At 66.5% G+C, this 23,440-nt stretch carries 24 protein-coding genes; 16 read left to right on the forward strand and 8 right to left on the reverse strand.

The window, feature by feature from the left end; translation table 11 throughout:
* Positions 1 to 6: 6 nt before the first annotated feature.
* Positions 7 to 507, reverse strand: coding sequence for a DUF427 domain-containing protein (locus ACZYW1_RS03670; RefSeq protein ID WP_463783365.1), 501 nt, complete (start codon positions 505 to 507; stop codon positions 7 to 9).
* Positions 508 to 594: 87 nt separating this feature from the next.
* Between ACZYW1_RS03670 and glgX the strand changes: the two genes are divergently transcribed.
* Positions 595 to 2,745 (forward strand): glycogen debranching protein GlgX, encoded by a 2,151-nt coding sequence (glgX, locus tag ACZYW1_RS03675; protein WP_463783366.1) that lies wholly within the window; start codon positions 595 to 597, stop codon positions 2,743 to 2,745.
* A gap of 23 nt (positions 2,746 to 2,768) precedes the next feature.
* On the opposite strand, the gene ACZYW1_RS03680 is transcribed toward glgX, so the two are convergent.
* The 4 genes from ACZYW1_RS03680 to ACZYW1_RS03695 form a co-directional block, all read right to left on the reverse strand.
* Positions 2,769 to 3,047, reverse strand: coding sequence for a hypothetical protein (locus ACZYW1_RS03680; RefSeq protein ID WP_463783368.1), 279 nt, complete (start codon positions 3,045 to 3,047; stop codon positions 2,769 to 2,771).
* Between the two features lie 74 nt (positions 3,048 to 3,121).
* Positions 3,122 to 3,463, reverse strand: a complete 342-nt coding sequence (locus tag ACZYW1_RS03685; protein WP_463783369.1) for a DUF3253 domain-containing protein — start codon at positions 3,461 to 3,463, stop codon at positions 3,122 to 3,124.
* Between the two features lie 71 nt (positions 3,464 to 3,534).
* Positions 3,535 to 4,491, reverse strand: coding sequence for an electron transfer flavoprotein subunit alpha/FixB family protein (locus tag ACZYW1_RS03690; RefSeq protein WP_463783371.1), 957 nt, complete (start codon positions 4,489 to 4,491; stop codon positions 3,535 to 3,537).
* A 36-nt stretch (positions 4,492 to 4,527) separates the two neighbouring features.
* Positions 4,528 to 5,328 carry an electron transfer flavoprotein subunit beta/FixA family protein gene (locus ACZYW1_RS03695; RefSeq protein ID WP_463783372.1) on the reverse strand — a complete coding sequence of 267 codons (801 nt, stop codon included), beginning with the start codon at positions 5,326 to 5,328 and terminating at the stop codon, positions 4,528 to 4,530.
* Between the two features lie 252 nt (positions 5,329 to 5,580).
* Between ACZYW1_RS03695 and ACZYW1_RS03700 the strand changes: the two genes are divergently transcribed.
* The 4 genes from ACZYW1_RS03700 to ACZYW1_RS03715 all read left to right on the forward strand — a co-directional run bounded on the left by ACZYW1_RS03700 (position 5,581) and on the right by ACZYW1_RS03715 (position 10,624).
* Complete coding sequence (locus ACZYW1_RS03700; protein WP_463783373.1) at positions 5,581 to 6,366, forward strand: class I SAM-dependent methyltransferase; 786 nt, start codon at positions 5,581 to 5,583, stop codon at positions 6,364 to 6,366.
* Positions 6,367 to 6,401: 35 nt separating this feature from the next.
* The gene (locus tag ACZYW1_RS03705) at positions 6,402 to 7,946 is read left to right on the forward strand and encodes a 1,4-alpha-glucan branching protein domain-containing protein (protein WP_463787660.1); all 1,545 of its coding nucleotides are present in this window, start codon (positions 6,402 to 6,404) and stop codon (positions 7,944 to 7,946) included.
* Entirely contained in the window at positions 7,943 to 9,187 is a 1,245-nt protein-coding gene (locus tag ACZYW1_RS03710) for a glycosyltransferase family 4 protein (RefSeq protein ID WP_463783375.1), read from the forward strand. Before ACZYW1_RS03705 ends, ACZYW1_RS03710 begins: the two co-directional genes overlap by 4 nt.
* Positions 9,188 to 9,271: 84 nt before the next feature.
* Positions 9,272 to 10,624 (forward strand): TIGR01777 family oxidoreductase, encoded by a 1,353-nt coding sequence (locus ACZYW1_RS03715; RefSeq protein WP_463783376.1) that lies wholly within the window; start codon positions 9,272 to 9,274, stop codon positions 10,622 to 10,624.
* Here the strand turns inward: ACZYW1_RS03715 and ACZYW1_RS03720 are convergent.
* Positions 10,621 to 11,244, reverse strand: a complete 624-nt coding sequence (locus ACZYW1_RS03720; protein WP_463783377.1) for a TIGR03085 family metal-binding protein — start codon at positions 11,242 to 11,244, stop codon at positions 10,621 to 10,623. The genes ACZYW1_RS03715 and ACZYW1_RS03720 overlap by 4 nt on opposite strands.
* A gap of 278 nt (positions 11,245 to 11,522) precedes the next feature.
* Between ACZYW1_RS03720 and ACZYW1_RS03725 the strand changes: the two genes are divergently transcribed.
* Genes ACZYW1_RS03725 through ACZYW1_RS03760 form a run of 8 tightly spaced genes read left to right on the forward strand, consistent with a single transcriptional unit; the run spans position 11,523 to position 18,960 of the window.
* Positions 11,523 to 12,623 (forward strand): polyprenyl synthetase family protein, encoded by a 1,101-nt coding sequence (locus ACZYW1_RS03725; RefSeq protein ID WP_463783379.1) that lies wholly within the window; start codon positions 11,523 to 11,525, stop codon positions 12,621 to 12,623.
* On the forward strand, positions 12,602 to 14,152 hold the full coding sequence (gene crtI, locus ACZYW1_RS03730; RefSeq protein WP_463787661.1) for a phytoene desaturase family protein: 1,551 nt from the start codon (positions 12,602 to 12,604) through the stop codon (positions 14,150 to 14,152). Before ACZYW1_RS03725 ends, crtI begins: the two co-directional genes overlap by 22 nt.
* A complete protein-coding gene (locus tag ACZYW1_RS03735; protein ID WP_463783380.1) occupies positions 14,149 to 15,111 on the forward strand; it encodes a phytoene/squalene synthase family protein in 963 nt (320 codons plus the stop codon). Before crtI ends, ACZYW1_RS03735 begins: the two co-directional genes overlap by 4 nt.
* Positions 15,108 to 15,431 carry a lycopene cyclase domain-containing protein gene (locus tag ACZYW1_RS03740; protein ID WP_463787662.1) on the forward strand — a complete coding sequence of 108 codons (324 nt, stop codon included), beginning with the start codon at positions 15,108 to 15,110 and terminating at the stop codon, positions 15,429 to 15,431. The genes ACZYW1_RS03735 and ACZYW1_RS03740 overlap by 4 nt, the downstream gene beginning before the upstream one ends.
* Positions 15,428 to 15,739, forward strand: coding sequence for a lycopene cyclase domain-containing protein (locus ACZYW1_RS03745; protein ID WP_463783381.1), 312 nt, complete (start codon positions 15,428 to 15,430; stop codon positions 15,737 to 15,739). Before ACZYW1_RS03740 ends, ACZYW1_RS03745 begins: the two co-directional genes overlap by 4 nt.
* Positions 15,726 to 16,451, forward strand: a complete 726-nt coding sequence (locus ACZYW1_RS03750; RefSeq protein ID WP_463783383.1) for a class I SAM-dependent methyltransferase — start codon at positions 15,726 to 15,728, stop codon at positions 16,449 to 16,451. Before ACZYW1_RS03745 ends, ACZYW1_RS03750 begins: the two co-directional genes overlap by 14 nt.
* The gene (locus ACZYW1_RS03755; protein ID WP_463783384.1) at positions 16,448 to 17,968 is read left to right on the forward strand and encodes an FAD-dependent oxidoreductase; all 1,521 of its coding nucleotides are present in this window, start codon (positions 16,448 to 16,450) and stop codon (positions 17,966 to 17,968) included. Before ACZYW1_RS03750 ends, ACZYW1_RS03755 begins: the two co-directional genes overlap by 4 nt.
* Complete coding sequence (locus ACZYW1_RS03760) at positions 17,965 to 18,960, forward strand: DUF5914 domain-containing protein (RefSeq protein WP_463783386.1); 996 nt, start codon at positions 17,965 to 17,967, stop codon at positions 18,958 to 18,960. Before ACZYW1_RS03755 ends, ACZYW1_RS03760 begins: the two co-directional genes overlap by 4 nt.
* Here the strand turns inward: ACZYW1_RS03760 and ACZYW1_RS03765 are convergent.
* On the reverse strand, positions 18,939 to 20,405 hold the full coding sequence (locus ACZYW1_RS03765) for a DUF2867 domain-containing protein (protein WP_463783388.1): 1,467 nt from the start codon (positions 20,403 to 20,405) through the stop codon (positions 18,939 to 18,941). The two genes, ACZYW1_RS03760 and ACZYW1_RS03765, sit on opposite strands and share 22 nt — an antisense overlap.
* A 232-nt stretch (positions 20,406 to 20,637) precedes the next feature.
* Between ACZYW1_RS03765 and ACZYW1_RS03770 the strand changes: the two genes are divergently transcribed.
* From ACZYW1_RS03770 to ACZYW1_RS03780, 3 genes are all read left to right on the forward strand, one after another.
* Positions 20,638 to 20,856 (forward strand): hypervirulence associated TUDOR domain-containing protein, encoded by a 219-nt coding sequence (locus tag ACZYW1_RS03770; protein ID WP_463783389.1) that lies wholly within the window; start codon positions 20,638 to 20,640, stop codon positions 20,854 to 20,856.
* 35 nt (positions 20,857 to 20,891) lie between these two features.
* On the forward strand, positions 20,892 to 21,623 hold the full coding sequence (locus ACZYW1_RS03775; RefSeq protein ID WP_463783392.1) for a GAF and ANTAR domain-containing protein: 732 nt from the start codon (positions 20,892 to 20,894) through the stop codon (positions 21,621 to 21,623).
* Between the two features lie 201 nt (positions 21,624 to 21,824).
* The gene (locus tag ACZYW1_RS03780; protein WP_463783395.1) at positions 21,825 to 22,367 is read left to right on the forward strand and encodes a MarR family winged helix-turn-helix transcriptional regulator; all 543 of its coding nucleotides are present in this window, start codon (positions 21,825 to 21,827) and stop codon (positions 22,365 to 22,367) included.
* A 26-nt stretch (positions 22,368 to 22,393) separates the two neighbouring features.
* Here the strand turns inward: ACZYW1_RS03780 and fni are convergent, their stop codons facing one another.
* Complete coding sequence (gene fni, locus ACZYW1_RS03785) at positions 22,394 to 23,419, reverse strand: type 2 isopentenyl-diphosphate Delta-isomerase (protein WP_463787663.1); 1,026 nt, start codon at positions 23,417 to 23,419, stop codon at positions 22,394 to 22,396.
* Between the last annotated feature and the right edge of the window lie 21 nt (positions 23,420 to 23,440).

The raw sequence follows: 23,440 nt of genomic DNA on the forward strand, positions 1-23,440 counted from the left end.
CGGCCGTCACCACCCCATGGATCCCGGAATTCCCTTGAAGGGTCCGACAATCCAACTGGTGACCCAACCGCCGTAGAAACCACCCGGCTGCGGCGTGACCTCTTCTCCGTTGACGGTGCAACGATCCACCGCGGCCGCCATCACTGCGACCGCCCCTGTCAACGCTTCGAAACCGTGGGTGGGTCGCAGATATGTCCACGCCGCCCGTGGCGCGACCCGGCCATCGGCAGACAGATCGTAATACGTTGCCTGGCCCTTCCATTCGCACCACGAGGCGCCCTCAGCGGGACGCAGCACCCCGGCCTCGAAGGCGGTATCGGGCAGATAGTAGGTCGGCGGGTGACTGGTCTCGAGCACCCGCCAGCCGCGGGTGGTCGACGCGACCGTTCGCCCGCCCAGCTCCACGGTGATCGAGCCGGCGAACTCCTCCAGCCGCGGCGGACGCGGGTAGTCCCACACCGACTCCTGTCCGGGTCCAGGTTTGTCGGGGGTCGGCCAGCTAGTCATACCGCTATTGTGCCCCGCTTCACACCATGTGTGACTTGGCGCTCGGCGGGTAGTCTCCACCGTCGGGTCGCAGCCTTGCGGCCCCTGATGAAAGCGGGTCTCGTGGCGGAAGCAAAGCGCATCGAGCAGTGGCCGGGCAGGGCCTACCCGCTAGGCGCCACCTACGACGGATCGGGCACGAATTTCGCCGTGTTCAGCGAGGTCGCCGAGAAAGTCGAGCTCTGCCTGTTCGACGCCGACGGCACCGAGTCCCGGGTGACGCTGAACGAGGTGGACGGCTTCGTCTGGCACGGCTTTCTGCCGACTGTCGAACCGGGCCAGCGCTACGGCTACCGGGTGCACGGGCCTTACGACCCGGCCGAGGGCCAACGGTGTAACCCCAACAAGCTGTTGCTCGACCCCTACGCAAAAGCGATCGACGGCAACTTCGAATGGCACCAGTCGCTGTTCAGCTACAACTTCGGTGACCCCGACAGCCGTAACGACGACGACTCCGCGCCGCGCATGCCGAAGTCGGTCGTGATCAACCCGTTCTTCGACTGGGGCAACGACCGTCCGCCGGACCACGGGTACGCGGACTCGGTGATCTACGAGACGCACGTCAAGGGGCTCACTCAGTTGCACCCCGACGTTCCTGATCGGATGCGCGGCACCTACGCCGGCATCGCGCATCCGGCGATCATCGATCACCTCAAGGGTTTGGGCGTCACGGCGATCGAGCTGATGCCTGTGCACCACTTCGCGAACGACTCCACGTTGGTGGACAAGGGGCTGTCAAACTACTGGGGCTACAACACAATCGGCTTCCTGGCGCCCGACTTCAAATACACCTCCAGCAACACGCCCGGTGGCCAGGTGCAGGAGTTCAAGACCATGGTCCGCGCCCTGCACGACGAGGGCATCGAAGTCATTCTCGACGTGGTGTACAACCACACCGCCGAGGGCAACCACTTGGGCCCCACCCTGTCCATGCGCGGGATCGACAATGCCGCCTATTACCGCTTGGTCGACGACGACCGGCAGTACTACATGGATTACACCGGCACCGGCAATACTCTCCATGTCGGCCATCCACACACATTGCAGCTGATCATGGATTCGTTGCGGTACTGGGTGACCGAGATGCACGTCGACGGTTTCCGTTTCGACCTGGCCTCCACCCTTGCCCGCGAGTTCTACGACGTCGACCGGCTGTCGGCGTTTTTCGAACTCGTGCAACAAGATCCAATTGTCAGCCAGGTGAAGCTGATCGCCGAGCCCTGGGATGTCGGACCGGGTGGCTACCAGGTCGGTAACTTCCCGCCGCAGTGGACGGAATGGAACGGTAAGTACCGCGACACTGTTCGCGACTACTGGCGAGGCGAGGCGGCGACGCTGGGCGAGTTCGCCTCCAGGCTGACCGGCTCGGCCGACCTCTACGAGTCCACCGCGCGGCGGCCGGTGGCGTCGATCAACTTTGTGACGGCGCACGACGGCTTCACGTTGCGCGATCTGGTGTCCTACAACGAAAAGCACAACGAGGACAACGGCGAGGACAACAACGACGGCGAGAGCAACAACCAGTCCTGGAACTGCGGCGTCGAGGGTCCGACCGACGATCCCGAGATCAACGATCTGCGCGCTCGCCAGCAGCGCAATTTCCTCGCGACAACGCTTCTGTCTCAAGGTGTTCCGATGATCTGCCACGGCGACGAACTCGGTCGCACGCAGAACGGCAACAACAACGGCTTCTGTCAGGACAACGAGATCACCTGGGTGCACTGGGACAAGGCCGACGAAGATCTGGTGGAGTTCACCCGCTCGGTGTCGGCCCTCCGGGCGTCGCATCCGGTATTCCGACGTCGACGGTTCTTCACCGGCTTACCGGTGCGGCGCCGTGGCGCCGAAGGTCAGCCCGATATCTCGTGGTTTCGCCCAGACGGGTCGGAGATGACGGACGACGACTGGGGTTCGGGGTTCGGCAAATCGGTTGCGGTCTACTTGAACGGTTTGGGCATCCCCGACCTCGATGCCCGCGGCCAGCGGGTCACCGACGACTCGTTCATCATGTGCTTCAACGCCCACCACGAGCCGATTGAGTTCACCTTGCCCCCCGAGGAATTCGGCTCGGCGTGGACACCCGTCGTCGACAGCGCGGTCTTGGCCGGCGCTCCCGAAGAGGCACAACCAACTCCTGCCGGCGACACCGTCAAGGTCGCCGGGCGGGCGATGGTGGTGCTGCAGGCCTACAACGAGTAAGCCTGCAGCACAACCGATGTCGATCAGCCGTGCGGAGCCTCGGAGATCTTGCTGTCGGGCTTGCCCAATGTCTGGCAGTAGGTGGCCGCCGACAACCTGGTGGCGGTGATCTGCAGATTCGCCGGTTCAGCACCGCTCTTGTCCTTGAGCATTTTGCTGATCTCTTCGTTCTGCTTCTTTTCGTCCTGCGTGGTGAAGTCCTTGCACTTGGTGTCACCACCGGTGTTGATGACCTGTGAAGCCGAACAACCACTGAACAGAACCGCTGCGATCGCGATCGCCGCGGGCGCCATTGCCTTCATTGTCGAGCCCTTTCCTGGGAGGTTAAGCACCTGTCTTTTCACCCGGGCGGAGGATTTCAAACCTCGTCGGGCCGTCACGCCGGCGATTGCCGGATCCGGATTGGCCCGCGTGCCGGCCGGCGCGGATCGACGACGTCACCGCGCTGCGTGATGTCCACGTCGCCGTCGCGCGCCAATTCGAAAGCGATGCTGCGACTCAACTCCGTGAGGTCGCGCCACTCGGAGCCACCGACCGCCCGGGCCGCATCCGAGGGACAGATGCTCGAAGCAGGCCCGCGATGGTGGGTGAGCGCCGTGATCGCGGCCCGCAGGCGGGTCGCAGCCGACCCGCTGCCGAGCGCGGTCTTGGCGGCTTGGGCCCCGGGACCGTCGCCGTCAGCCGCCCGGGTCAGCTCGCGATGGGGATCGCTGCTCATAGAGCCAGGCTAGGCCCGCGACGACAAAGCCCCCGACACGCGCAGACGTGCGGGGGCGTTGTCGCGACGGATCAGCCCTTGCGGGTCTTCACCGCCTCGGTGAGCTGGGGCGCGACCTTGAACAGGTCGCCGACGATGCCGTAGTCGGCGATCTCGAAGATCGGCGCCTCTTCGTCCTTGTTGACCGCGACGATCGTCTTCGAGGTCTGCATTCCGGCGCGGTGCTGGATGGCACCGGAGATGCCCAGCGCGATGTAGAGCTGCGGCGAGACGGTCTTGCCGGTCTGACCCACCTGGAACTGGCCCGGGTAGTAGCCGGAGTCCACCGCGGCGCGCGATGCGCCCACAGCGGCACCCAGCGAGTCGGCCAGCTCCTCGACGACGGTGAACTTGTCGGCGCTGCCGACACCGCGACCACCGGAGACCACGATGGTGGCCTCGGTGAGTTCCGGGCGGTCGCCGGCGACGGCGGGCTCGCGAGAGGTGATCTTGGTGGCGTTCTCGGCGGGCTCGGGGACCTCGACGTCGACCTTTTCGCCGGCGCCGTCGGACGGCTCGGCGTCGATCGCACCCGGACGCACCGTGATCACCGGGGTGTCACCGTTGGCCTGACCTTCGACGGTGAACGCGCCACCGAAGATGGACCAGATCGCCTTGTTGTCGGCCTGTACGTCGACGACGTCGACCAGCAGACCCGAACCGATCCGGGCGGCGAGCCGGCCCGCGACCTCTTTGCCGTCGGCGTTGGCGGCCAGCAAAACGGCTGCCGGAGAGGCGGATTCGGCCAACGATGCAAGCACATCGACGATCGGGGTGACCAGGTAGTTCTCGGCGTTGTCGGACTCGGCGACGTAGATCTTCGCGGCGCCGGCGGACTTCAGCCCGTCGATGAGCGGCTCGGCGGTTCCGGGCTTACCCACCACAACGGCGGCCGGTTCACCCAAAACGCGTGCCGCGGTGATCAATTCGGCGGTGACCTTCTTGACAGCGCCTTCAGCGTGCTCGACGAGCACCAATACTTCAGCCATGAGTTGTTCCGTGTCTTTCGGTTAAAGGTTTACGTCTCAGATGATCTTCTGGCCGACCAGGTACTTGGCGATGTCGTTGCCGCCCTCGCCCTCGTCGCTGACCTTCTCGCCCGCAGTCTTCGGCGGCTTGGGTGTTGACGTGAGCACCTTGGTACCGGCGTTGTCCAAACCGACCTCGTCGGCCTCGACACCGATCTCGGCCAGCGTCAGCTTGGTGACTTCTTTCTTCTTGGCGGCCATGATGCCCTTGAAGGACGGGAAGCGCGGCTCGTTGATCTTCTCGTTGACGCTCACGACGGCGGGCAGCGTGGCCTCGACCGCGAACACGCCGTCGTCGGTCTCGCGCTCACCGGAGATCTTGTCGCCCTCGAGCGAGAGCTTGCGCAAATGGGTCAGCTGCGGCAGGCCCAGGTACTCGGCGATGACGGCCGGAACCGCGCCGCCGGTGCCATCGGTGGCCTCGTTGCCGGCGATGACCAGCTCGGTGCCCTCGATGGTGCCCAGTGCCCGCGCCAGCGCCCAGCCGGTCTGGACGACGTCCGAGCCGTGCAGGCCCTCGTCGAGCAGGTGAACGGCCTTGTCGGCGCCCATGGACAGCGCCTTGCGGATGGCCTCGGTGGCGCGCTCCGGTCCGGCGGTCAACACGGTGACCGATCCCTCGGTGCCGTCGGCGGCTTCCTTCTCGCGAATCAGCAGCGCTTCTTCGACGGCGCGCTCGTTGATCTCGTCGAGCACGGCGTCGGCGGCCTCACGGTCCAGCGTCCAGTCGCCGTCCTTGAGTTTGCGCTCTGACCAGGTGTCCGGGACCTGCTTGATCAGGACCACGATGTTCGTCATGAGAGTGGCTCGTCCTCCTCGAGTGCGTTCTGCAGCGGCGAGCCGCAGAACAGTTTTTCGCGTCATGTGCGCACCGCACCCGCATGTTACTGACCGGTAACTTAGTGTGGTTTGCTATCACACCATAGCGGGTCGTCCTGCAGGTTCTGTCCCCCCGTGCCTTCGGAAGCGAGCGGCACCATGCTCCACTGACTGGAATACCCGAAGTCAAGCATTCGCGAACCCGTCGCCACGCGTTAGCCTGCCTATGCAATGAGCGCATTCATCCCTGACGTTCCGGACGTCGCCCTGCCGTTGACCGGCGAACGCACGATCCCGGGACTCGACGTCGAGAACTACTGGTTCCGCCGCCACGAGGTGGTCTACCAGCAGTTGGCGCAGCGCTGCGTGGCTCGCGACGTGCTCGAGGCGGGCTGCGGCGAAGGCTACGGCGCCGACCTGATCGCCGGGGTCGCGCGCCGGGTCATTGCCGTCGATTACGACCAGGCGACCGTGGCGCATGTGCGAGCGCGTTACCCCCGGGTCGAGGTGACGCACGGCAACCTCGCGCAGTTGCCGCTGCCGGACCAGTCGGTGGATGTGGTGGTCAACTTCCAGGTGATCGAGCATCTGTGGGATCAGCCACAGTTCGTCCGGGAGTGCGCTCGCGTTCTGCGGCCGTCCGGAGTGCTGATGATGTCCACCCCCAACCGGATCACGTTCTCACCGGGGCGCGACACCCCGATCAACCCGTTTCACACTCGCGAGCTCAACGCCGCGGAGATGACGGAGCTGCTGACCGACGCCGGCTTCACGTCGTTGTCGATGAGCGGCGTGTTCCACGGGGCGCGCCTACTCGAGATGGACGCCCGACACGGCGGCTCGATCATCGACGCCCAGATCGCCCGCGCGGTCGCCGACGCGCCCTGGCCGGCCGAGCTGATGGCCGATGTCGCGGCCGTCGAAGCCTCCGACTTCGTCATCGTCGAAGCGGACGGGGACGAGTCACATCACATCGACGACAGCCTGGATCTCGTCGCGATCGCGGTGCGTCCGTGACGCCGCCGACGACGGCGAGGCAGTCGGTGCCGGGGATGTTCACCCTGGTACTGCATACGCATCTGCCGTGGCTGGCACATCATGGCCGCTGGCCGGTCGGCGAGGAATGGCTGTACCAGTCATGGGCGGCGTCGTATCTGCCGCTGCTGCAGGTCTTGCGGCGGCTGGCCGACGAGGACCGGCGCCGGCTGATCACCCTGGGCGTCACCCCGGTGGTGATGGCGCAGCTCGACGACGCGTATTGCCTTGACGGGATGCATCATTGGTTGGCCAACTGGCACCTGCGCGCCACTGAGGCCGCCAGTGTCCGGCCCGGCGACACCAGTGACGGCTCCCCCGCTTCGGCTCCGGAAGCTCTGCGCGCCTTCGGAATTCGCGAGATGGCTGAAACCGAGCAGGCACTTGCTGATTTCACCACCCTCTGGCGTCACGGCGCCACCCCGCTGCTGCGACGACTGATCGACGCGGGCACTGTCGAGCTGCTGGGCGGCCCGCTGGCGCACCCGTTCCAGCCGTTGCTGAATCCGCGGCTGCGCGAATTCGCGCTGCGCGAAGGACTGGCCGATGCCCAGCAGCGGTTGGCGCACAAGCCAACTGGGATCTGGGCGCCCGAATGTGCCTACGCCCCTGGCATGGAGCGCGACTACGCCGCCGCCGGTGTGGGCCACTTCATGGTCGATGGGCCGTCGCTGCACGGCGACACCGCGCTGGGCCGGCCGGTCGGCGACACCGACGTGGTCGCGTTCGGTCGCGATCTGCACGTGAGCTATCGCGTGTGGTCGCCCAAATCCGGGTACCCGGGTCACGCCGCCTACCGCGACTTCCACACCTACGACCACCGCACCGGACTCAAGCCCGCCCGAGTCACCGGCCGAGGCGTGCCGTCGGACAAGAAGGCGCCCTACGATCCCGAGCGCGCTGATCGCGCGATCGACAGTCATGTCGCGGATTTCGTCGACGTGGTGCGCCGCCGGTTGCTGTCGGAGTCCGAGCGGATCGGACGTCCGGCCCACGTGATCGCGGCATTCGACACCGAGTTGTTCGGGCACTGGTGGTACGAGGGCCCGGCGTGGCTCGAGCGGGTGTTGCGGGCGCTGCCGGAGGCCGGGGTGCGGCTGGGCACGCTCAGTGACGCAGCCGGTGAGGGCTTCATCGGGAACGCCGTCGAATTACCGCCCAGCTCATGGGGTTCCGGCAAGGACTGGCAAGTGTGGTCCGGCGAGAAGGTCGCCGATCTGGTGCAGCTCAACGCCGAGGTCGTCGACACTGCGCTGACGTGCGTCGACAAGGCCCTGGCCCAGACCGCTTCGCTGGACGGCCCGACTCCCCGCGATCACATCGCCGATCAGATCCTGCGCGAGACACTGCTGACGGTCTCCAGCGATTGGCCTTTCATGGTGAGTAAGGACTCCGCCGCCGACTACGCCCGCTACCGGGCGCATCTGCACGCTCACGCCACCCGCGAAATCGCCGGAGCGCTGGCGTCGGGACGCCGCGAGGTGGCACAGCGGCTGGCCGACGGCTGGAATCGGGCCGACGGCCTGTTCGGCGCACTCGATGCCCGGAGGCTGCCGCGATGAGAATTTTAATGGTGTCCTGGGAGTACCCGCCGGTCGTCATCGGCGGGCTGGGCAGGCACGTCCACCATCTGTCGACGGCACTCGCCGCCGCAGGACATGAAGTGGTGGTGCTGTCACGCCGCCCGACCGGCACCGATCCGAGCACCCACCCGTCGTCGGATGACATCGACGAGAACGTCCGGGTCGTCGCCGCGGCGCAGGATCCGCACGAATTCACCTTCGGCACCGACATGATGGCGTGGACGCTGGCGATGGGCCACGCGATGATCCGCGCGGGGCTGGCGCTGAAACACCAGGGCACCGACGAACCGTGGCGTCCCGACGTGGTCCACGCGCACGACTGGCTGGTCGCGCACCCCGCGATCGCGCTTGCCGAATTTTACGACTTGCCAATGGTTTCCACGATCCACGCGACCGAGGCCGGCCGGCATTCCGGCTGGGTCTCCGGCCCGATCAGCCGGCAGGTGCACGCGGTCGAATCATGGCTGGTGCGCGAATCCGACAGCATCATCGCGTGTTCGGCGTCGATGAGCGAGGAGATCAACGAGCTGTTCGGACCCGGCCTGGCCGAGACCACGGTCATTCGCAACGGAATCGAGGCGGCGCGTTGGCCGTTCGCCCGCCGCAAGCCCCGCACCGGACCGCCGGAATTGTTGTACGTCGGCCGGCTCGAATACGAGAAGGGCGTGCACGAAGCGATCGCCGCGCTGCCGCGGATCCGCCGGGCCCACCCCGGCGCCACGCTGACCATTGCGGGCGAGGGCACCCAGCAGGACTGGCTCGTCGAACAAGCTCGTAAATACAAGGTGCTCAGGGCAACTCACTTCGTCGGCCGTCTCGACCACGACGATCTGCTGGCCACCTTGCATCGCGCCGACGCGGCGGTACTGCCCAGCCATTACGAGCCATTCGGCTTGGCGGCCCTGGAAGCCGCAGCTGCCGGCACCCCGCTGGCGACGTCGAACATCGGCGGCCTCGGCGAAGCCGTGATCGACGGCGAGACCGGTATGTCGTATCCGCCACGCGATGTCGCCCGGCTGGCCGAAGCAGTCATCGCTGTGCTCGACGATCCGGCTGCGGCCCAACGCCGCGCGCAGGCTGCCCGCGAACGCCTCACCGCGGATTTCGACTGGCACACCGTCGCCGACGAGACCGCGCAGGTGTACCTGTCCGCCAAGCGCGCCGAGCGTCAACCCCTTCCGCGGCTGCCGATCGTCGAACACGCCCTGCCGGATCGGTAGCGTCCGCCCGGCGCCGGGCCGGGGCTCTCGCAACGACCGGTGGAACTGTCGGCCGATATTCCGGGCGCGGGTACCGTCGGCCTCATGGGACTTGAGTATTCGAGTGTGATCGACGCACCCATCTACGACGTATTCGACTGGCATGGCCGGCCGGGTGCGTTCACCCGGCTCACTCCGCCGTGGTCACCGATGCGGCTGATCGCCGAGGCCGACTCGCTGGAGAACGGACGGGCCGAACTCGCGCTGCCCGGCGGTCTGCGCTGGGTAGCCGAGCACCAACCGGACGACTACGACCCGCCGCGCCGCTTCGTCGACGCCATCGGAGCCGACGGCCTCGCCTCCCTGCCTGCCAAGCTGGCCGTGCGTTGGCGGCACACCCATGACTTCGAGGAGGTCGACGGCGAACGGACGCGCGTGATCGACCGGGTCGATACGCCTGTCCCCGCGGCCGCGCTGCGGTCGATGTTCCGCTACCGGCACCAACAGTTGGCCGATGATTTCGCGGCACACCGGGAGGCGGCCGCCCGCGGGCTGAGCCCGATCACCGTCGCAATCACCGGCGCGTCCGGACTCGTCGGCGCTCAGCTGGCCGCCTTTCTGTCGACCGGCGGCCACCGGGTGATTCGTTTGGTGCGGCATTCGACCGCCGGACCCGATGAAAGACAATGGAATCCAGACGACCCGGATCCGGAGTTACTGGCCGGCGCCGACGCAGTGGTCCATCTGGCCGGAGCCTCGATCGCCGGTCGGTTCAACGATGAGCACCGCGCCGCGATCCGCGACAGCCGCATCGGGCCGACCCGCCGGCTGGCCGAGCTGATCGCGCAGTCGACCGACGGACCCAAAACGCTGGTCAGCGCGTCCGCGATCGGGTTCTACGGCTACGACCGTGGCGAAGAGTCGCTCACCGAGAGCAGCGAACGCGGCGACGGGTTCCTGGCTGACGTGGTCTCCGACTGGGAGGACGCGACGGCGCCGGCCGAGGAGGCCGGCATCCGCGTGGTGCGGGTGCGAACCGGGATCGTGCAATCCCCCGCCGGCGGCACACTCAAGCTGCTTCGACCGCTGTTCGCGGCTGGACTCGGCGGCCGACTCGGCAGCGGCCAGCAGTGGTTCTCATGGATCGGCATCGACGACCTCGTCGACATCTACCACCGGGCGCTGTGGGATACCGAACTGTCCGGGCCGGTCAACGCGGTGGCGGCCGAACCGGTGCGCAACGTCGACTACACCAACGTGCTGGCGCATGTGTTGCGCCGGCCGGCGCTGCTACCGGTACCGCCACTGGGGCCGAAAGTGCTGCTCGGCGAGCAGGGTGCGCGTGAACTCGCGCTGGCGAATCAGCGAGTGCTGCCTGCCCGGTTGCAGCAGGCCGATCATCACTTCCGCCGTCCCGACCTGGAACAGACGCTGCGGCACCTGCTGGGCAAGGGCTAGAGACCGCGCGGCGCCGCCCGCACCGCCTCGACGGCCGGCGCGTCTCCGTCGAAGTGGACGCGCACGGCGTCGCGGCCCGCGACGAACAGCAACAGCTCCTGCGGCTCACCGGTGATGGTCACGGGGTCACCACGGCCGACGCGGGCGATCCGCTCGCCGGCCGGAGTCTCCAGGGACACCTGAGCGGGCAGCTTTCGCAACATGATTCGGCTCATCAGCGCGAGCTGGCGACGCAGCGGTACGGCGGTGGCTTCGTCGAGCACCCGTGGCTCCCAGCCATCGACCGCACGGCGGACGTCCTCGTGATGGATGAACATCTCGCCGAGATTGGCGACGGGGTCCAGCAGCTTGAACGGCGAATACAGCGGCGGCCCGGATGCCACCTGGTCGACCAACGCGTCCCAGGTGTTCGATGTGGCGGTCTTGTCCTGGACCCCGGCGGTGTAGTCGGCCAGGAACGGAACCGCAATCCCCAGGGTGGCGTCCAGGCGGCGTTCGCGGACCACCAGGTGAGCGGCGAGATCAGTGGTGTTCCAGCCCTCGCAGAGGGTGGGCGCATCCGGGCCCACCTCGCGAAACGTCGCCACCAGTGCGTCCCGTTCACGTCGAGATGCGCTCATCTTTCGCCGCTCCTCTTCATCGCCTCGCTCCGCGCCGATACTTGCCGGTGCTACTCGTCCCCACCCTAGGTGAGATATCCCGCTGGCGAGGCGGGCATATGTTCAGTAAGTTAAAGTTTAATCTTGTGAAGCGAACCTGCGTGAGCAGCGCAAACGTGTTTGTGTTCGCGACGTAGGAGGTAAGCGTGAAACCGAACCGTGCCGGCGGTTTACCGGCTGACCGTTCGAGAGGGGCCTTCTAAGTGGGCGAGGTGCGTGCACTCTCTCTAGCCCCATCCGTGGCGCCTGCCGAGCTGGACCAGCAGTCGTGGTCGGATCCCGTGAAGTTCGAGGCGTGGCGAGTTGGGTTGCGCCGCAAGGTTCTCGACCATGTCAGCGACTTCGTGGACGGGCGGTGCTCGGCGGAACTGGCCGAGTCGGGCGTCGAAATCGCCGGCGACATCCTGGTGAATTTCGTGGCCGGTGGGAAGTGCCTGCGCTCGACCTACATGTACCTGGGCTGGCTGGCCGGTTGCCCAGACAGTGACGAAGCATTGTTCGCCTCCGCCGGATTGGAGTTGCTGCACGCGTTCGCCCTGCTCCAGGACGACGTCATGGACGCGGCCTCGACCCGCCGGGGCCGCCCGGCAGCGCACATTCAGTTCAGCCAGTGGCATCGCAAGCAGAATCTGTCTGGTCCGGCAGACCGATTCGGCGAATCGGCGGCCATTCTGCTGGGCGATCTCTGCCTGATCTGGGCCGAGCAGATGCTGCGCGAAAGCGGCCTCGAGTACCGGAGTCTGCAGCAGGCATGGCCGCGCTATGACGCCATGCGCACCGAACTCGCCGTCGGCCAATTCGCCGATCTGGCAAACGACATACGCGACCTGCCGTCGATGGACGCAGTGTTGGAGGTGGCGCGGCGCAAGTCGGGCAACTACACGGTGCGGCGCCCTCTCGAGATCGGCGCGGCCATGAGCAGCTGCAGCGATCGCACGGTGTCCGGGCTCGGCCGCTACGGCGAAGCGGTCGGTGAGGCCTTCCAACTGCGCGACGATCTGCTCGGGGTGTTCGGCTCCCAGGCGGTGACCGGCAAACCCGAGGGTCAGGACCTCATCGAACGCAAGGCGACCAGCGTGGTCATCGCCGCACACCAGCTGGCCGACCTGACGACACGACAAGAGTTGAATGAACTGATGAACGCGGGCAATCTCGATGACAGCGCCATCGAACGATGGCGGGCCGTGATCGTGGCGACCGGCGCCGTGCAATGGATCGAGGACACCATCGACGACCGAGTCACGTCGGCACTGAATGAGCTCGACCAGCTGAGAATCGGCGATCCGGTACGGGCGGCGTTGACCAACATGGCCGCCGTCTGCACGGAGCGGGCCGACTGATGCGCACCGTGAAGGGGCCGACCGGTCACGTGGTCGTCGTCGGCGCCGGCCTGTCCGGTCTGACGGCCGCGCTCCATCTGGCCGGGCGCGGACGCGAGGTGACCGTGGTCGAGCGGGAGGACTGGCCCGGCGGACGCGCCGGTCGCGCCGACATTCACGGCTACCAGCTCGACACCGGCCCAACGGTTCTCACCATGCCCGACATCATCGACGAGGCCTTTGCCGCGGTAGGTGAAAACCTGTCTGACCGCCTCGATTTGATCACGGTTGACCCCGCCTATCGTGCGCAGTTCGCCGACGGCAGCAGCATCGACGTACACAGCGACGCCGATCTGATGGCGAATGCGATCGCCCAGTTCGCCGGCGCCGCAGAGGCCGAGGGCTACCGCAAGCTGCGCGACTGGCTGACCCGGCTGTACCACACCGAGTTCAACGGGTTCATCGCCGAAAACTTCGATTCCCCACTGTCGCTGCTCAATCCACAGCTGGCACGCCTGACGGCCCTGGGCGGATTCCGCAAGTGGGACACCATGGTCAACCGCTACATCTCCGACTCGCGGCTACGTCGAGTGTTCACCTTCCAGTCGCTGTACGCCGGCGTCTCGCCGCGGAAGGCCTTGGCGGTCTACGCGGTGATCGCCTACATGGACACCATCTCCGGCGTCTACTTCCCTCGCGGTGGAATGCGCGCACTGCCCGACGCCCTGGCCGCGGCGGCGACCGACGCCGGTGTCCGTTTCGTGTACGGCGCGACGGCGACCGGCCTGGAGCGCAGCGGCGGCCGGGTGAAGGCCGTGCTCACCGACACCGAGCAGCGGATAGCCTGCGACGCCGTGATCTTGACGACCGAGCTACCCACCACTTACTCGTTGCTGGATCGCACACCGCGGCGCCCGGGGGGCCTACGGCCCGCGCCCTCCGCGGTGGTCGCGCATATCGGCCGTCGACAGTCACCGTCGGCCAATCATGGTCTGGCACACCACAACATCATCTTCGGCGGGGAGTGGGATCAGACCTTCACCGACATCATCCGCGACGGACGGTTGATGCGAGACCCGTCACTGCTCGTCACCTGCCCGACGGCCAGCGACCCGAGCCTGGCCCCGCGCGACCACGACTTGTTCTACGTGCTGGCCCCGGCGCCGAACCTCGAGCGCGGCGTCGTCGACTGGTCACGTATCGGCGAGAGTTACACCGAGCAGCTCATGGATATCGTTGGTGCGCGGCTGATTCCAGGTTTCCGAGACGGCGCCGAGGTGCTGCACGTCGTGAATCCCGAGGACTGGGCGGCGCAGGGGATGATCGCCGGCACGCCGTTCTCGCTGGCCCACACCTTCGCCCAGACCGGACCTTTCAGGCCGGCCAACACCGTGCGCGGCGTGGACAATGCCGTCTTGGCCGGATCGTCGACCGTTCCCGGTGTCGGCGTGCCTACCGCGATGATCTCCGGCCGGCTCGCGGCCGACCGGATCACCGGTACCGCGACCGGATCGGCGCGGACCGTCATTGCGAAAGCCGGCCAATCGTGATCCGCACCGAACTGAGCGCCGCAGGTATCGACGATCCGGATCTGCGTGGCGCATACCGACGCTGCCGGGTACTCAACGCGGCACACGGGCGCACTTTCTTTCTGGCCACCCGCCTGCTGGCACCGGATCAACGTCCGCCTATTCACGCCCTTTACGGCTTTGCGCGCTACGCCGACGACATCCTCGACGACTTCGATCCGTCCCTGGACACCCCGACCCGCGCCGCTCGCCTCAAGCAGCTGTCGGACCAGTTCTTCTCCCCCGTCGAGCATCCGGACAACCCGGTGCTCGCCGCGGTGCGGGACACCGCGCGGCGCTACGCCATCGACGACCAGCTGTTCGACGACTTCCTGACCTCGATGCGGATGGATCTGACGATCACCGACTATCCGGATCGCGACGCGATCAACCTGTACATGAAGGGCTCGGCGGAAGCGATTGGCCTGCAAGTACTTCCGATCCTGGGTACCGTCGCGGACCGTGGCGCGACAGCACCGCACGCCGCGGCGCTGGGACGGGCATTCCAGCTGACGAACTTCCTGCGCGACATCGACGAGGACCTGGTGCGTGGACGCGTCTACCTGCCGGCCGACGAGCTCGCCGCCCACGGCGTCGATCGCGACGTACTGATGTGGTGCCACTACAACCGGCGGACCGACCCGCGGGTGCGCAACGCACTGGCCGAGCAGCATGACATCGCGCGTCAGATCTACCGGTTCGCCGCGCAGGGTGTTCCGATGCTGCAACCCCGTTCACGACCGTGCGTCGACGTCGCGTTGCGGCTGTACTCAGAGATCCTCGATCGCATCGAAGCCAGCGACTTCGCGGTGTTCACCCAGCGCGCGTCCGTCGGTAATGCGCGACGGCTGCGCGTCGCCGGCGCCGGTCTGGTCCGGTCGTGGCGGGCTCGGTTGACGCACTCGGCGGCAGCAGGTGATCGCAGTTTCGGTGCCGCCTGATGGACCGGTGGCAGTATTTGATCGTGCTCGGTGCGTGCCTGGCGATCACTCTGCCGCTGGAGATCTTTCGTCCCGGCGTGTACCGCCAGGCGTGGCGAGCCGCGCGCGCGGTGTTACCGGTGGCGGCGGTGTTCGTGCTGTGGGACGAGGTCGCGATCGCACTGCGCATCTGGACCTACAACCCGGCCTACGTCACCGGAGTGGAGCTCCCCGTCCACCTGCCGATCGAGGAAGTCTTGTTCTTCCTGGTGATACCGTTGTGCGCCTTGCTGACCTACAACGCCGTGAACGCCATCCTGCGAACGGTCAAGCGCCGATGACCGGCGTCGGCTACACCCTGCCGGCGGTGCTCTCAGTGCTGGCCGTGTTGGCGCTTGAGCTGTTGGCGTTGCGCACCGGGCTTTTTCGCCGCCCGGCTTACTGGTTGTCGATGGTGATCGTGATCGGATTTCAGTGTCTGACCGACGGCTGGCTGACCAAGCTGAGCGCCCCGATCGTGATCTACGACAACCGGCAGACCAGTGGGATCCGGTTTCCGTTCGACATCCCGATCGAAGACTTCTTGTTCGGCTTCGCCTTGGTCACCGCCGTCCTGCTGCTATGGGAGCGACAACGTGAGCGTCAGTAACACCGGCCTGCCCCGCACCGAGGTGCCCGCCGCCTTCGACGTGGGCGCTTACGCCTACGACCGGCTCGTCGGCACCAGCCCGGGATACCATGCCCACCTTCGGCTTTCGGCCCAACGTCTGCAGCTGCCGGACGAAGGCCGCGGATTGCGGTTGCTCGACGCGGGATGTGGCACCGGGGCGTCGACGGCGGCGCTCCTGAGTGTCGCGCCGCACGCCGAGATCGTCGCGATCGACGCGTCGAGCGGCATGCTCGACCAGGCCCGCGCAAAGTCCTGGCCGTCGTCGGTGCGCTTCGTCCACACTCCGGTCGAGGGTCTCGCCGAAAATGGCATCGTCGGCCCGTTCGACGGGATATTGGCCGCGTACCTGATCCGCAATCTCGCCGACCCCGACACCCAGTTGCGGGCGCTGCGTACCCTGCTGGCACCCGGCGCGCCGCTGGCGGTGCACGACTACTCGGTGCGCGACTCCCGCGTCGCCACCACGATCTGGCACGCGGTGGCGTGGGGCATCATCATTCCGTCCGGCTGGTTGCGGACCCGCGACGCGACGCTCTACCGGCACCTGTGGCGAAGCGTGTTGACCTTCGACGGCGCAACCCGTCTGCGGCAGCGGATGCACGACGCCGGCTTCGTCGATGTGCGCAGCGAAACCATGCCGGGCTGGGAAGCCAACATCGCGCACACATTTCTGGGCAACGCGCCGACATGACCGACCGACACCGCCGCGTCTTCCCGGCACCGCCAGGTCGACACAGCGCCGACGCGCTGTCCGCACAGCCGCGGGCCGTCGTAGTCGGCGCAGGCATCGCGGGACTCGCGGCGGCGACCGGACTGGCGGAACGCGGCATCGCGGTCGACGTGATCGAGCGCGAGCAATACCTGGGCGGTCGGGTCGGCGGCTGGACCGACCAGGTAGACGGTGTCGAGCTGGCCATGAACCGCGGTTTCCACGCCTTTTTCCGGCAGTACTACAACTTGCGCGCACTGCTTCGCCGCGCCGACCCGACGTTGTCGATGCTCACCGCGGTCGACGACTATCCGCTCATCGACGGGGCGGGCCGGCGGGACTCGTTCCGCGGTCTTCCCCTCACCCCGCCGTGGAACGCGCTCGTATTCGCCTTGCGCAGCCCGACATTCCGGATCGCCGACCTTCTCAAGATCGACGCGCGAGCAGCAGCGCCGCTTGCCGCGGTGTCGGTGCCGGACATCTATCAGCGACTCGATCACATCGACGCCGAAACGTTCCTGAAGAGCATCAACTTCCCCGAGGCCGCGCGACATCTGGCCTTCGAGGTCTTCTCGCGCAGCTTCTTCGCCAGCCCCACCGACCTGTCCGCGGCGGAGTTGGCTGCGATGTTCCATATCTACTTCCTCGGGTCCAGCGAGGGACTGATCTTCGACGTCGCCAACCGCAATTTCGACACAGCGCTCTGGACTCCGCTGCAGCGCTACCTCGAGGGCTTGGGAGTTCGCTTCCATCAAGGTGTTTCGGTGGCGAGCGTCGAGAGCGGTGACGGCGAGACGTTTCACGTCGACGCCGGCGACGGTGTTCGTCTGGACGCCGACGCAGTGGTGCTGGCAACCGATATCGGTGGACTGCAACGGATCGTCGAAGCGTCACCGTCGCTCTGCGACGACATGTGGCGGGCACGGATCAAACGGCTGCGCACTGCGCCGCCGTTCCTGGTGCAGCGACTGTGGCTGGACCGTCCGGTGGCCGGCGACCGGCCGCCCTTTCTGGGGACCTCCGGGCACGAGCCCGTCGACAACATCAGCGTCTTGGAACGCTACGAGCGCGACGCCGCTGACTGGGCCCGACGCACGGGCGGCTCTGTGGTCGAAGTGCATTCGTACGCAGTCGAATCCGCGCAGCCCGAAAATGCCATGCTCGACCAACTGCACAAGCTCTACCCCGAGACCACCGAAGCGAAGATCGTCCACGAACGCACGCTGGAGCGCAACGACTGTCCGCTGTTCGCCCCGGGCACCTATGCGCAGCGGCCGACCGTCGTGACGCCGCAGCCGGGACTCTTGCTGGCCGGCGACGGTGTGCGCATCGACTTGCCGGTCGCCCTGATGGAGCGGGCGGCCACCACCGGCTGGACCGCCGCCAACGAGGTACTGCAGCGCTGGGGAATCGCCGGCCACGAACTCCTCACGGTCCCCACCCAGGGCCGATCGGCACTGCTGCGTCGTCTCGCCGGCCGAGAAAAGGTATCCCGATGAGCATCACTGACAACGTGCGACAACGCTGGCCCAAAGATTGGCCGCTGCAACCGATTCCAGCCGGAACCTGGACAGGCCAGCGCCCCACCTACGCCGACGCCTCCCCCGCCGTCATCAACGCCGCGCTCGACCGGTCACAGCGGCGACCGACCGGCAACTGGTATGCGTTCGCCGCCAGCCGCGAGGTGCGCGCGGGCCGGCCACTCGGCACCCGGGTCGCCGGTACCGAACTGGTCGCATGGCGTGATCGGCAATCCCGACTGTGCGTCGGACCCCGCAGCTGCCCTCATCTCGGCGCCGACCTCGCGACCGCCGCCGTTCACGACGGAGAGCTGATCTGTCGCTGGCATGGCCTGTGCCTCGGCCGCGACACCGACGAATTCGGTTGGCGCACATTGCCCAGCTACGACGACGGGGTGCTGGCGTGGGTCCGGCTGGACAGCGTCGGCGGCGAGGAACCGCGTGATCAGCCGATCATTCCGGCTCGGCCGGACGGCGACACCATCGACGCAGTCGCCAGCATGGTCGGCACCTGCGAACCGTCCGACATCATCGCCAACCGGCTCGACCCTTGGCACGGGGCGTGGTACCACCCATACTCATTCACCCAGCTCGAGGTCTTGACCACGCCAACCGAAGAGGTGGACAGCTTCCTGGTGGCGGTGACCTTTCGCATCGGACGCGTCGGGGTGCCCACCATCGCCGAGTTCACCAGTCCCGAAGCGCGCACGATCGTGATGCGGATCGTCGACGGCGAGGGCGTGGGCAGTGTCGTCGAAACTCATGCCACGCCCATCGGTGCCGGCCCGGACGGTCGACCGCGAACCGCGGTGATCGAAGCCACGATCGCGCATTCGGGCCGGACGGGATTCAAACGCGCGCGGCGTGCCGCCCCCCTCATCACAGGGCTCATGAAAGTGGCTTCGGCGCGCCTGTGGAAAGACGATGTGGCGTACGCCGAGCGCCGCTATCAGCTGCGGGCCGGCACGTAGCCGGCGCTCGCCTTCGCGGTGACGTCCTTGGCGATCCCGGCGAACACTGCCCGCCGAAGCACGCCCGAGGCGGCCCAGAACAACTCACCCGGAAGTCCGTACGGCTGGAACACCACTCGCTGTCGATAGCGACAGCGACCCTGGGCCTCGTCACGCACCGACAACTCCAGCCAGAGCCGGCCCGGTAGCGGAACGTCTGCGCGTAACCGCAGTAGCCGGGGCTTGTCGACGTGTTCGATGCGCCACCAGTCCAGTGCCTCGCCCGCGTGAAGTGAATGATGCTGCGACTGTGATCGCTTGCCGTTCTTGTTGTTTCGTCCGGTCCAGCCGCGAAGCGCCCAGGCCGGAGGTGCTGCCGACCAGCCGTGTTCGTCACCGATCGACTCAAAGACCTTCCACAACGTCTCGGCATCGGCGTCGACGGAACGTTCGATCGCCTTCTCGTGCAGTGATCCACCGGCCCAGGCAGGGTCGGTGGGCAGCGGGTGCGCGGGCGGGTCCTCGTGACCCGGCCGCGACCAGCGGGTCTCCAGGTCGAGTTCACCCACGCGCGCCAGCGCGTCGATCACTGCGTCGTCGTAGTGCATCAGGCCGCCGTCGGGGTCCGGAATGTGTTCGGCGATGTCGTGCTCGCCGCATACGACGTCGTTTTCCAGCGAATCCATCAGCGACGTTGCCAGCGCGCGGGGCAGCGGAGTGATCAGGTTGACCCAGTGTGAGGACAGCCGGGGCGTCAGGATCGGAACTGGGATTGCGACGCGCTTGCGCAGGCCCGAGATTTTCGCGTAGCGGGCGCTCATCTTGGTGTAGGTGAAGGTCTCGGGACCGCCGATGTCGAAGGCCCGGCTCACCTCCGGAGGCAACTCTGCCGAGGCGGTCAGGTAATACAGCACATCACGCACCGCGATGGGCTGCACCCGGGTGCGCAGCCACCTGGGAGTGACCATCACCGGCAGGCGCTCCGTCAGGTAGCGCATGATCTCGAAGCTGGCCGAGCCCGCGCCGATGATGACCGCGGCGCGTAGTTCCACGGTGGGTACGCCCGACTTTCGGAGCAAGTCACCGACTTCGGCACGCGAGGCGAGGTGCGCCGACAGCTCTTGTTCGTCGGGAATGATGCCGCCGACGTAGACGATTCGCGAGAGTCCCGCTTGCTTGGCCGCGTCGGCGACGATCCGCGCCCCGCGCGCGTCGACCTTGACGAAGTCCGCGGCCAGCATCGAGTGCACCAGGTAGTAGAGAACCTCCTGGCCGTCCAGCGCCTCCCGCACCTGTTGTTCGTCGGTCACGTCACCTTCGACGACCTCGACGTCCTGGCGCCACGGCACGTCGTCGAGCTTGGCGGGGGTACGGGCCATGATGCGAACGTCGTGACCGGCCGACAGCAGTTCGGGAACGAGGCGCGTACCCAGGTAACCAGTGGCACCGAAGATGACACACCGCATCGCTCACTCCTTCGATTTTCCGATTTCAGTCGGCGCTGCCCGCCGCTCGGGAGGTATACCCGGTTTCGGCCTTTACGGACGGCGCCGAAGTCCCCTCATTCAACATCTACTTCACAAGCTTAATAGTTAAGTTTATAGTTGTATCTCACTGAGTGGTCCAGCAGCGTCCAGCGCAACGAAGTGGTGCGAACTGACCTCAGGAGTCTTCTTACTTCTCCAGAGAGGCGTCCCCATGGCAGCCAGCGAATTCAGTAAGGGCGACAAGGTCGCCTGGGAGAGCCACGGTCAGACGGTCACAGGCACGGTCGAAGAAAAGATCACTCGCGACACCACCGCTGCGGGGCGGAAAGTGCGGGCGTCCAAAGACGAGCCGCAGTACCGGGTCGTCAGCGACAAGACCGGGGCGGATGCAGTGCACAAACCAGAGGCGCTGAAGCGGCGGAAATCTTGATTGTCTGCTGCAGACCGCTGCCGAAAGTCTCCAACGTGGACTCGTCCAATCCCGAAGAGCTGGCGATGGATTCGCGATCCGACGCTTTCCTGCGCGTGACGCGCCTGGTCTCCGACCTTCACCTACAGACCTCGTTGGACATTCCCGCACTGCTGGGCCAATTGATCGCGGTCGCGGTGGAGTCGGTCCCGGGCGCTCGATACGGGGCGGTGACGGTGAGCACGCGTGGTCGCCTGAGCGAGGCCGAAGCGGCAACGGATCGCTATCCGATAGTGCTGGCCGACATTCAGAACCACTGTCACGAGGGACCGTCTCTGACCGCGGGCGCACTGCTGGAAAACATCCGCGTCGACGATCTCACCGACGACGATCGGTGGCCCCGATACCGGGACGAGGTGCTCTGTCAGACGCCGATCCGGTCGATATTGTCGCTGGGAATGTTCCGCGAGGGTGCCACTACGGCGTCGCTGGATTTCTACGCCGAGAGCACGCACGCATTCGACGACAGATCCGTCGATCTTGGCTCGATTTTGACGACGCACGCCGGGCTGGTGTGGAACATGGCCCGGCGTGATCAGCAGTTCCGCGCCGCGCTGACCTCACGCGACGTCATCGGCCAGGCCAAGGGACGGATGATGGAACGGTTCAACGTAGGTGCCGCCCGGGCGTTCGAGATGCTGAAGCTGATGTCACAGAACTCCAACACACCGATTGCCCAGGTGGCGCAACGCGTGGTCACCGGCGAAGTGTCGCCCGTCGGCGGCTAGCCAACGTCGTTGCATCGCTGGCGGTCTCACGCGCGGATTCAGATCCCCCCGCATGCACGGGACGCCACCGAAGCCCCAGGCGTGCCAGGGAGGGCCGGAAGCCGCAACAGCTGCGCCGACATTGTGTAAGGTTTTGGCGTATCGTCCCTGATCCATCGGTGCGTCTACCTGGATCAGAATCGCTGAAAAGGATGCGGTCGGGTGACTAAGCGGGGCATGGGCAGTTCACCTCCCAGCAGGTCGCAGCTCGAGAAGCTGATGTCGGCCGACATGCGGGCGGTCACCGCACAGTCCGACCGGATCGGCCGTTACTTCGCCCGACGGCACGATGTGAGCGGCAATGACTTTCACGCTTTGCTGCACGTCATGGTCGCCGAAACCGCGGGTAAGCCGTTGACGATGGCCCAGCTCCGGCAGCGGATGGATGTCTCTCCCGCGGCGATCACCTACCTGGTCGACCGGATGATCGACGCCGGACACATCCGGCGCGAATCGGATCCCGCAGATCGGCGCAAGGCGCTGCTGCGCTACGAGTCCAGCGGCATGGAACTGGCCCACGGATTCTTCACACCACTCGGCGTCCACTTGAGTGCCGCGCTCACCGATCTGCCCGACGAAGACCTAGCGGCCGCGCACCGCGTCTTCACCGCGATGATCGCAGCGATGTCGTCATTCGAAGGCGACCTCGTCGAGCAGACGACGGCGGCGCCTCCAGGACCCGCCCCCTCGCGCAATCTCGTCTGATTGCAACGCTTTCAGGGCCGGCAGGGTCACTGGATCGGCGCGACGCCGATCTGGCGCAGCGCCAACAAATCAGAAGCCCCCGCGCCGTGCAGGCAGATCCGCAGCTCCTCGATGAAGCGCTGCAACCAATCGACCACCGCTGCAGTCGATTCGATTGCCGCGGACAGCAAGGGGCGGGCTATCGCCACTACGTCGGCTCCCAGCGCGAGCGCCTTGGCCGCGTCCATTCCGGTGCGAATGCCTCCGGAGGCAACCAATGGGACGGTGGGCAGTGCCTCCCGCACCTCGACGATCGCTCGTGCGGTGGGGATGCCCCAGTCCGCCAGATCCGGGAAACGGACCTCGCCGTAGCGAACCAACTGCTCCACCCTCGCCCACGAGGTTCCGCCCGCACCGGCAACGTCGATTGCAGCCAACGGCAATTCGCCCGACTGACTGGTCAACTCGGCCACTGCAGCGGTGCCGATTCCGTGCCCGACCTCTTTGAGCAACACCGGATAATCCAGCGCAGTGGCAACTTCGCGCAAGCGATCGATCGAACCGGAGAAATCACCGTCGCCGTCGCGCTGAACAGCCTCCTGCAGTGGATTGGTGTGCACCGCAAGGGCATCCGCGCCGACTCGTTTGAGCGCGTTGGAGATGTCCTCGATACCCGCCACCGTCAATTGCGCGAGCCCGATGTTGCCGAACAACAACACATCCGGCGCCACGTCGCGAACAGCGAAGCTGGATGCCGCCTGCTCACCCAGGGCGGAGTCGAGCATGATCCGTTGGGAGCCCAGCATCATGCCGACGCCGAGCAGTTGTGCCGCCTCGGCCAGGTTCCGGTTGATCGTTGCCGACAGCTCGGCGCCGCCCGTCATCGCGCCGACCAGTATCGGGGCACGCAGCGGCGCGCCGAGAAACTGGGTGGACAGATCGATATGGGCGAGGCTGGTCTGCGTCAGCGCGTTGTAGGGCAAACGGTAGCGCTCGAGTCCGGTCGTGACTCCGGAGAAGGTCACCCGGTCGTCCAGACACACGTCGATGTGTCGTCGTTTACGGGTCGTCATTCCGTTCGAATCAGTCGGCAC

It is taken from the genome of Mycobacterium sp. IDUB_36 (assembly GCF_055419225.1).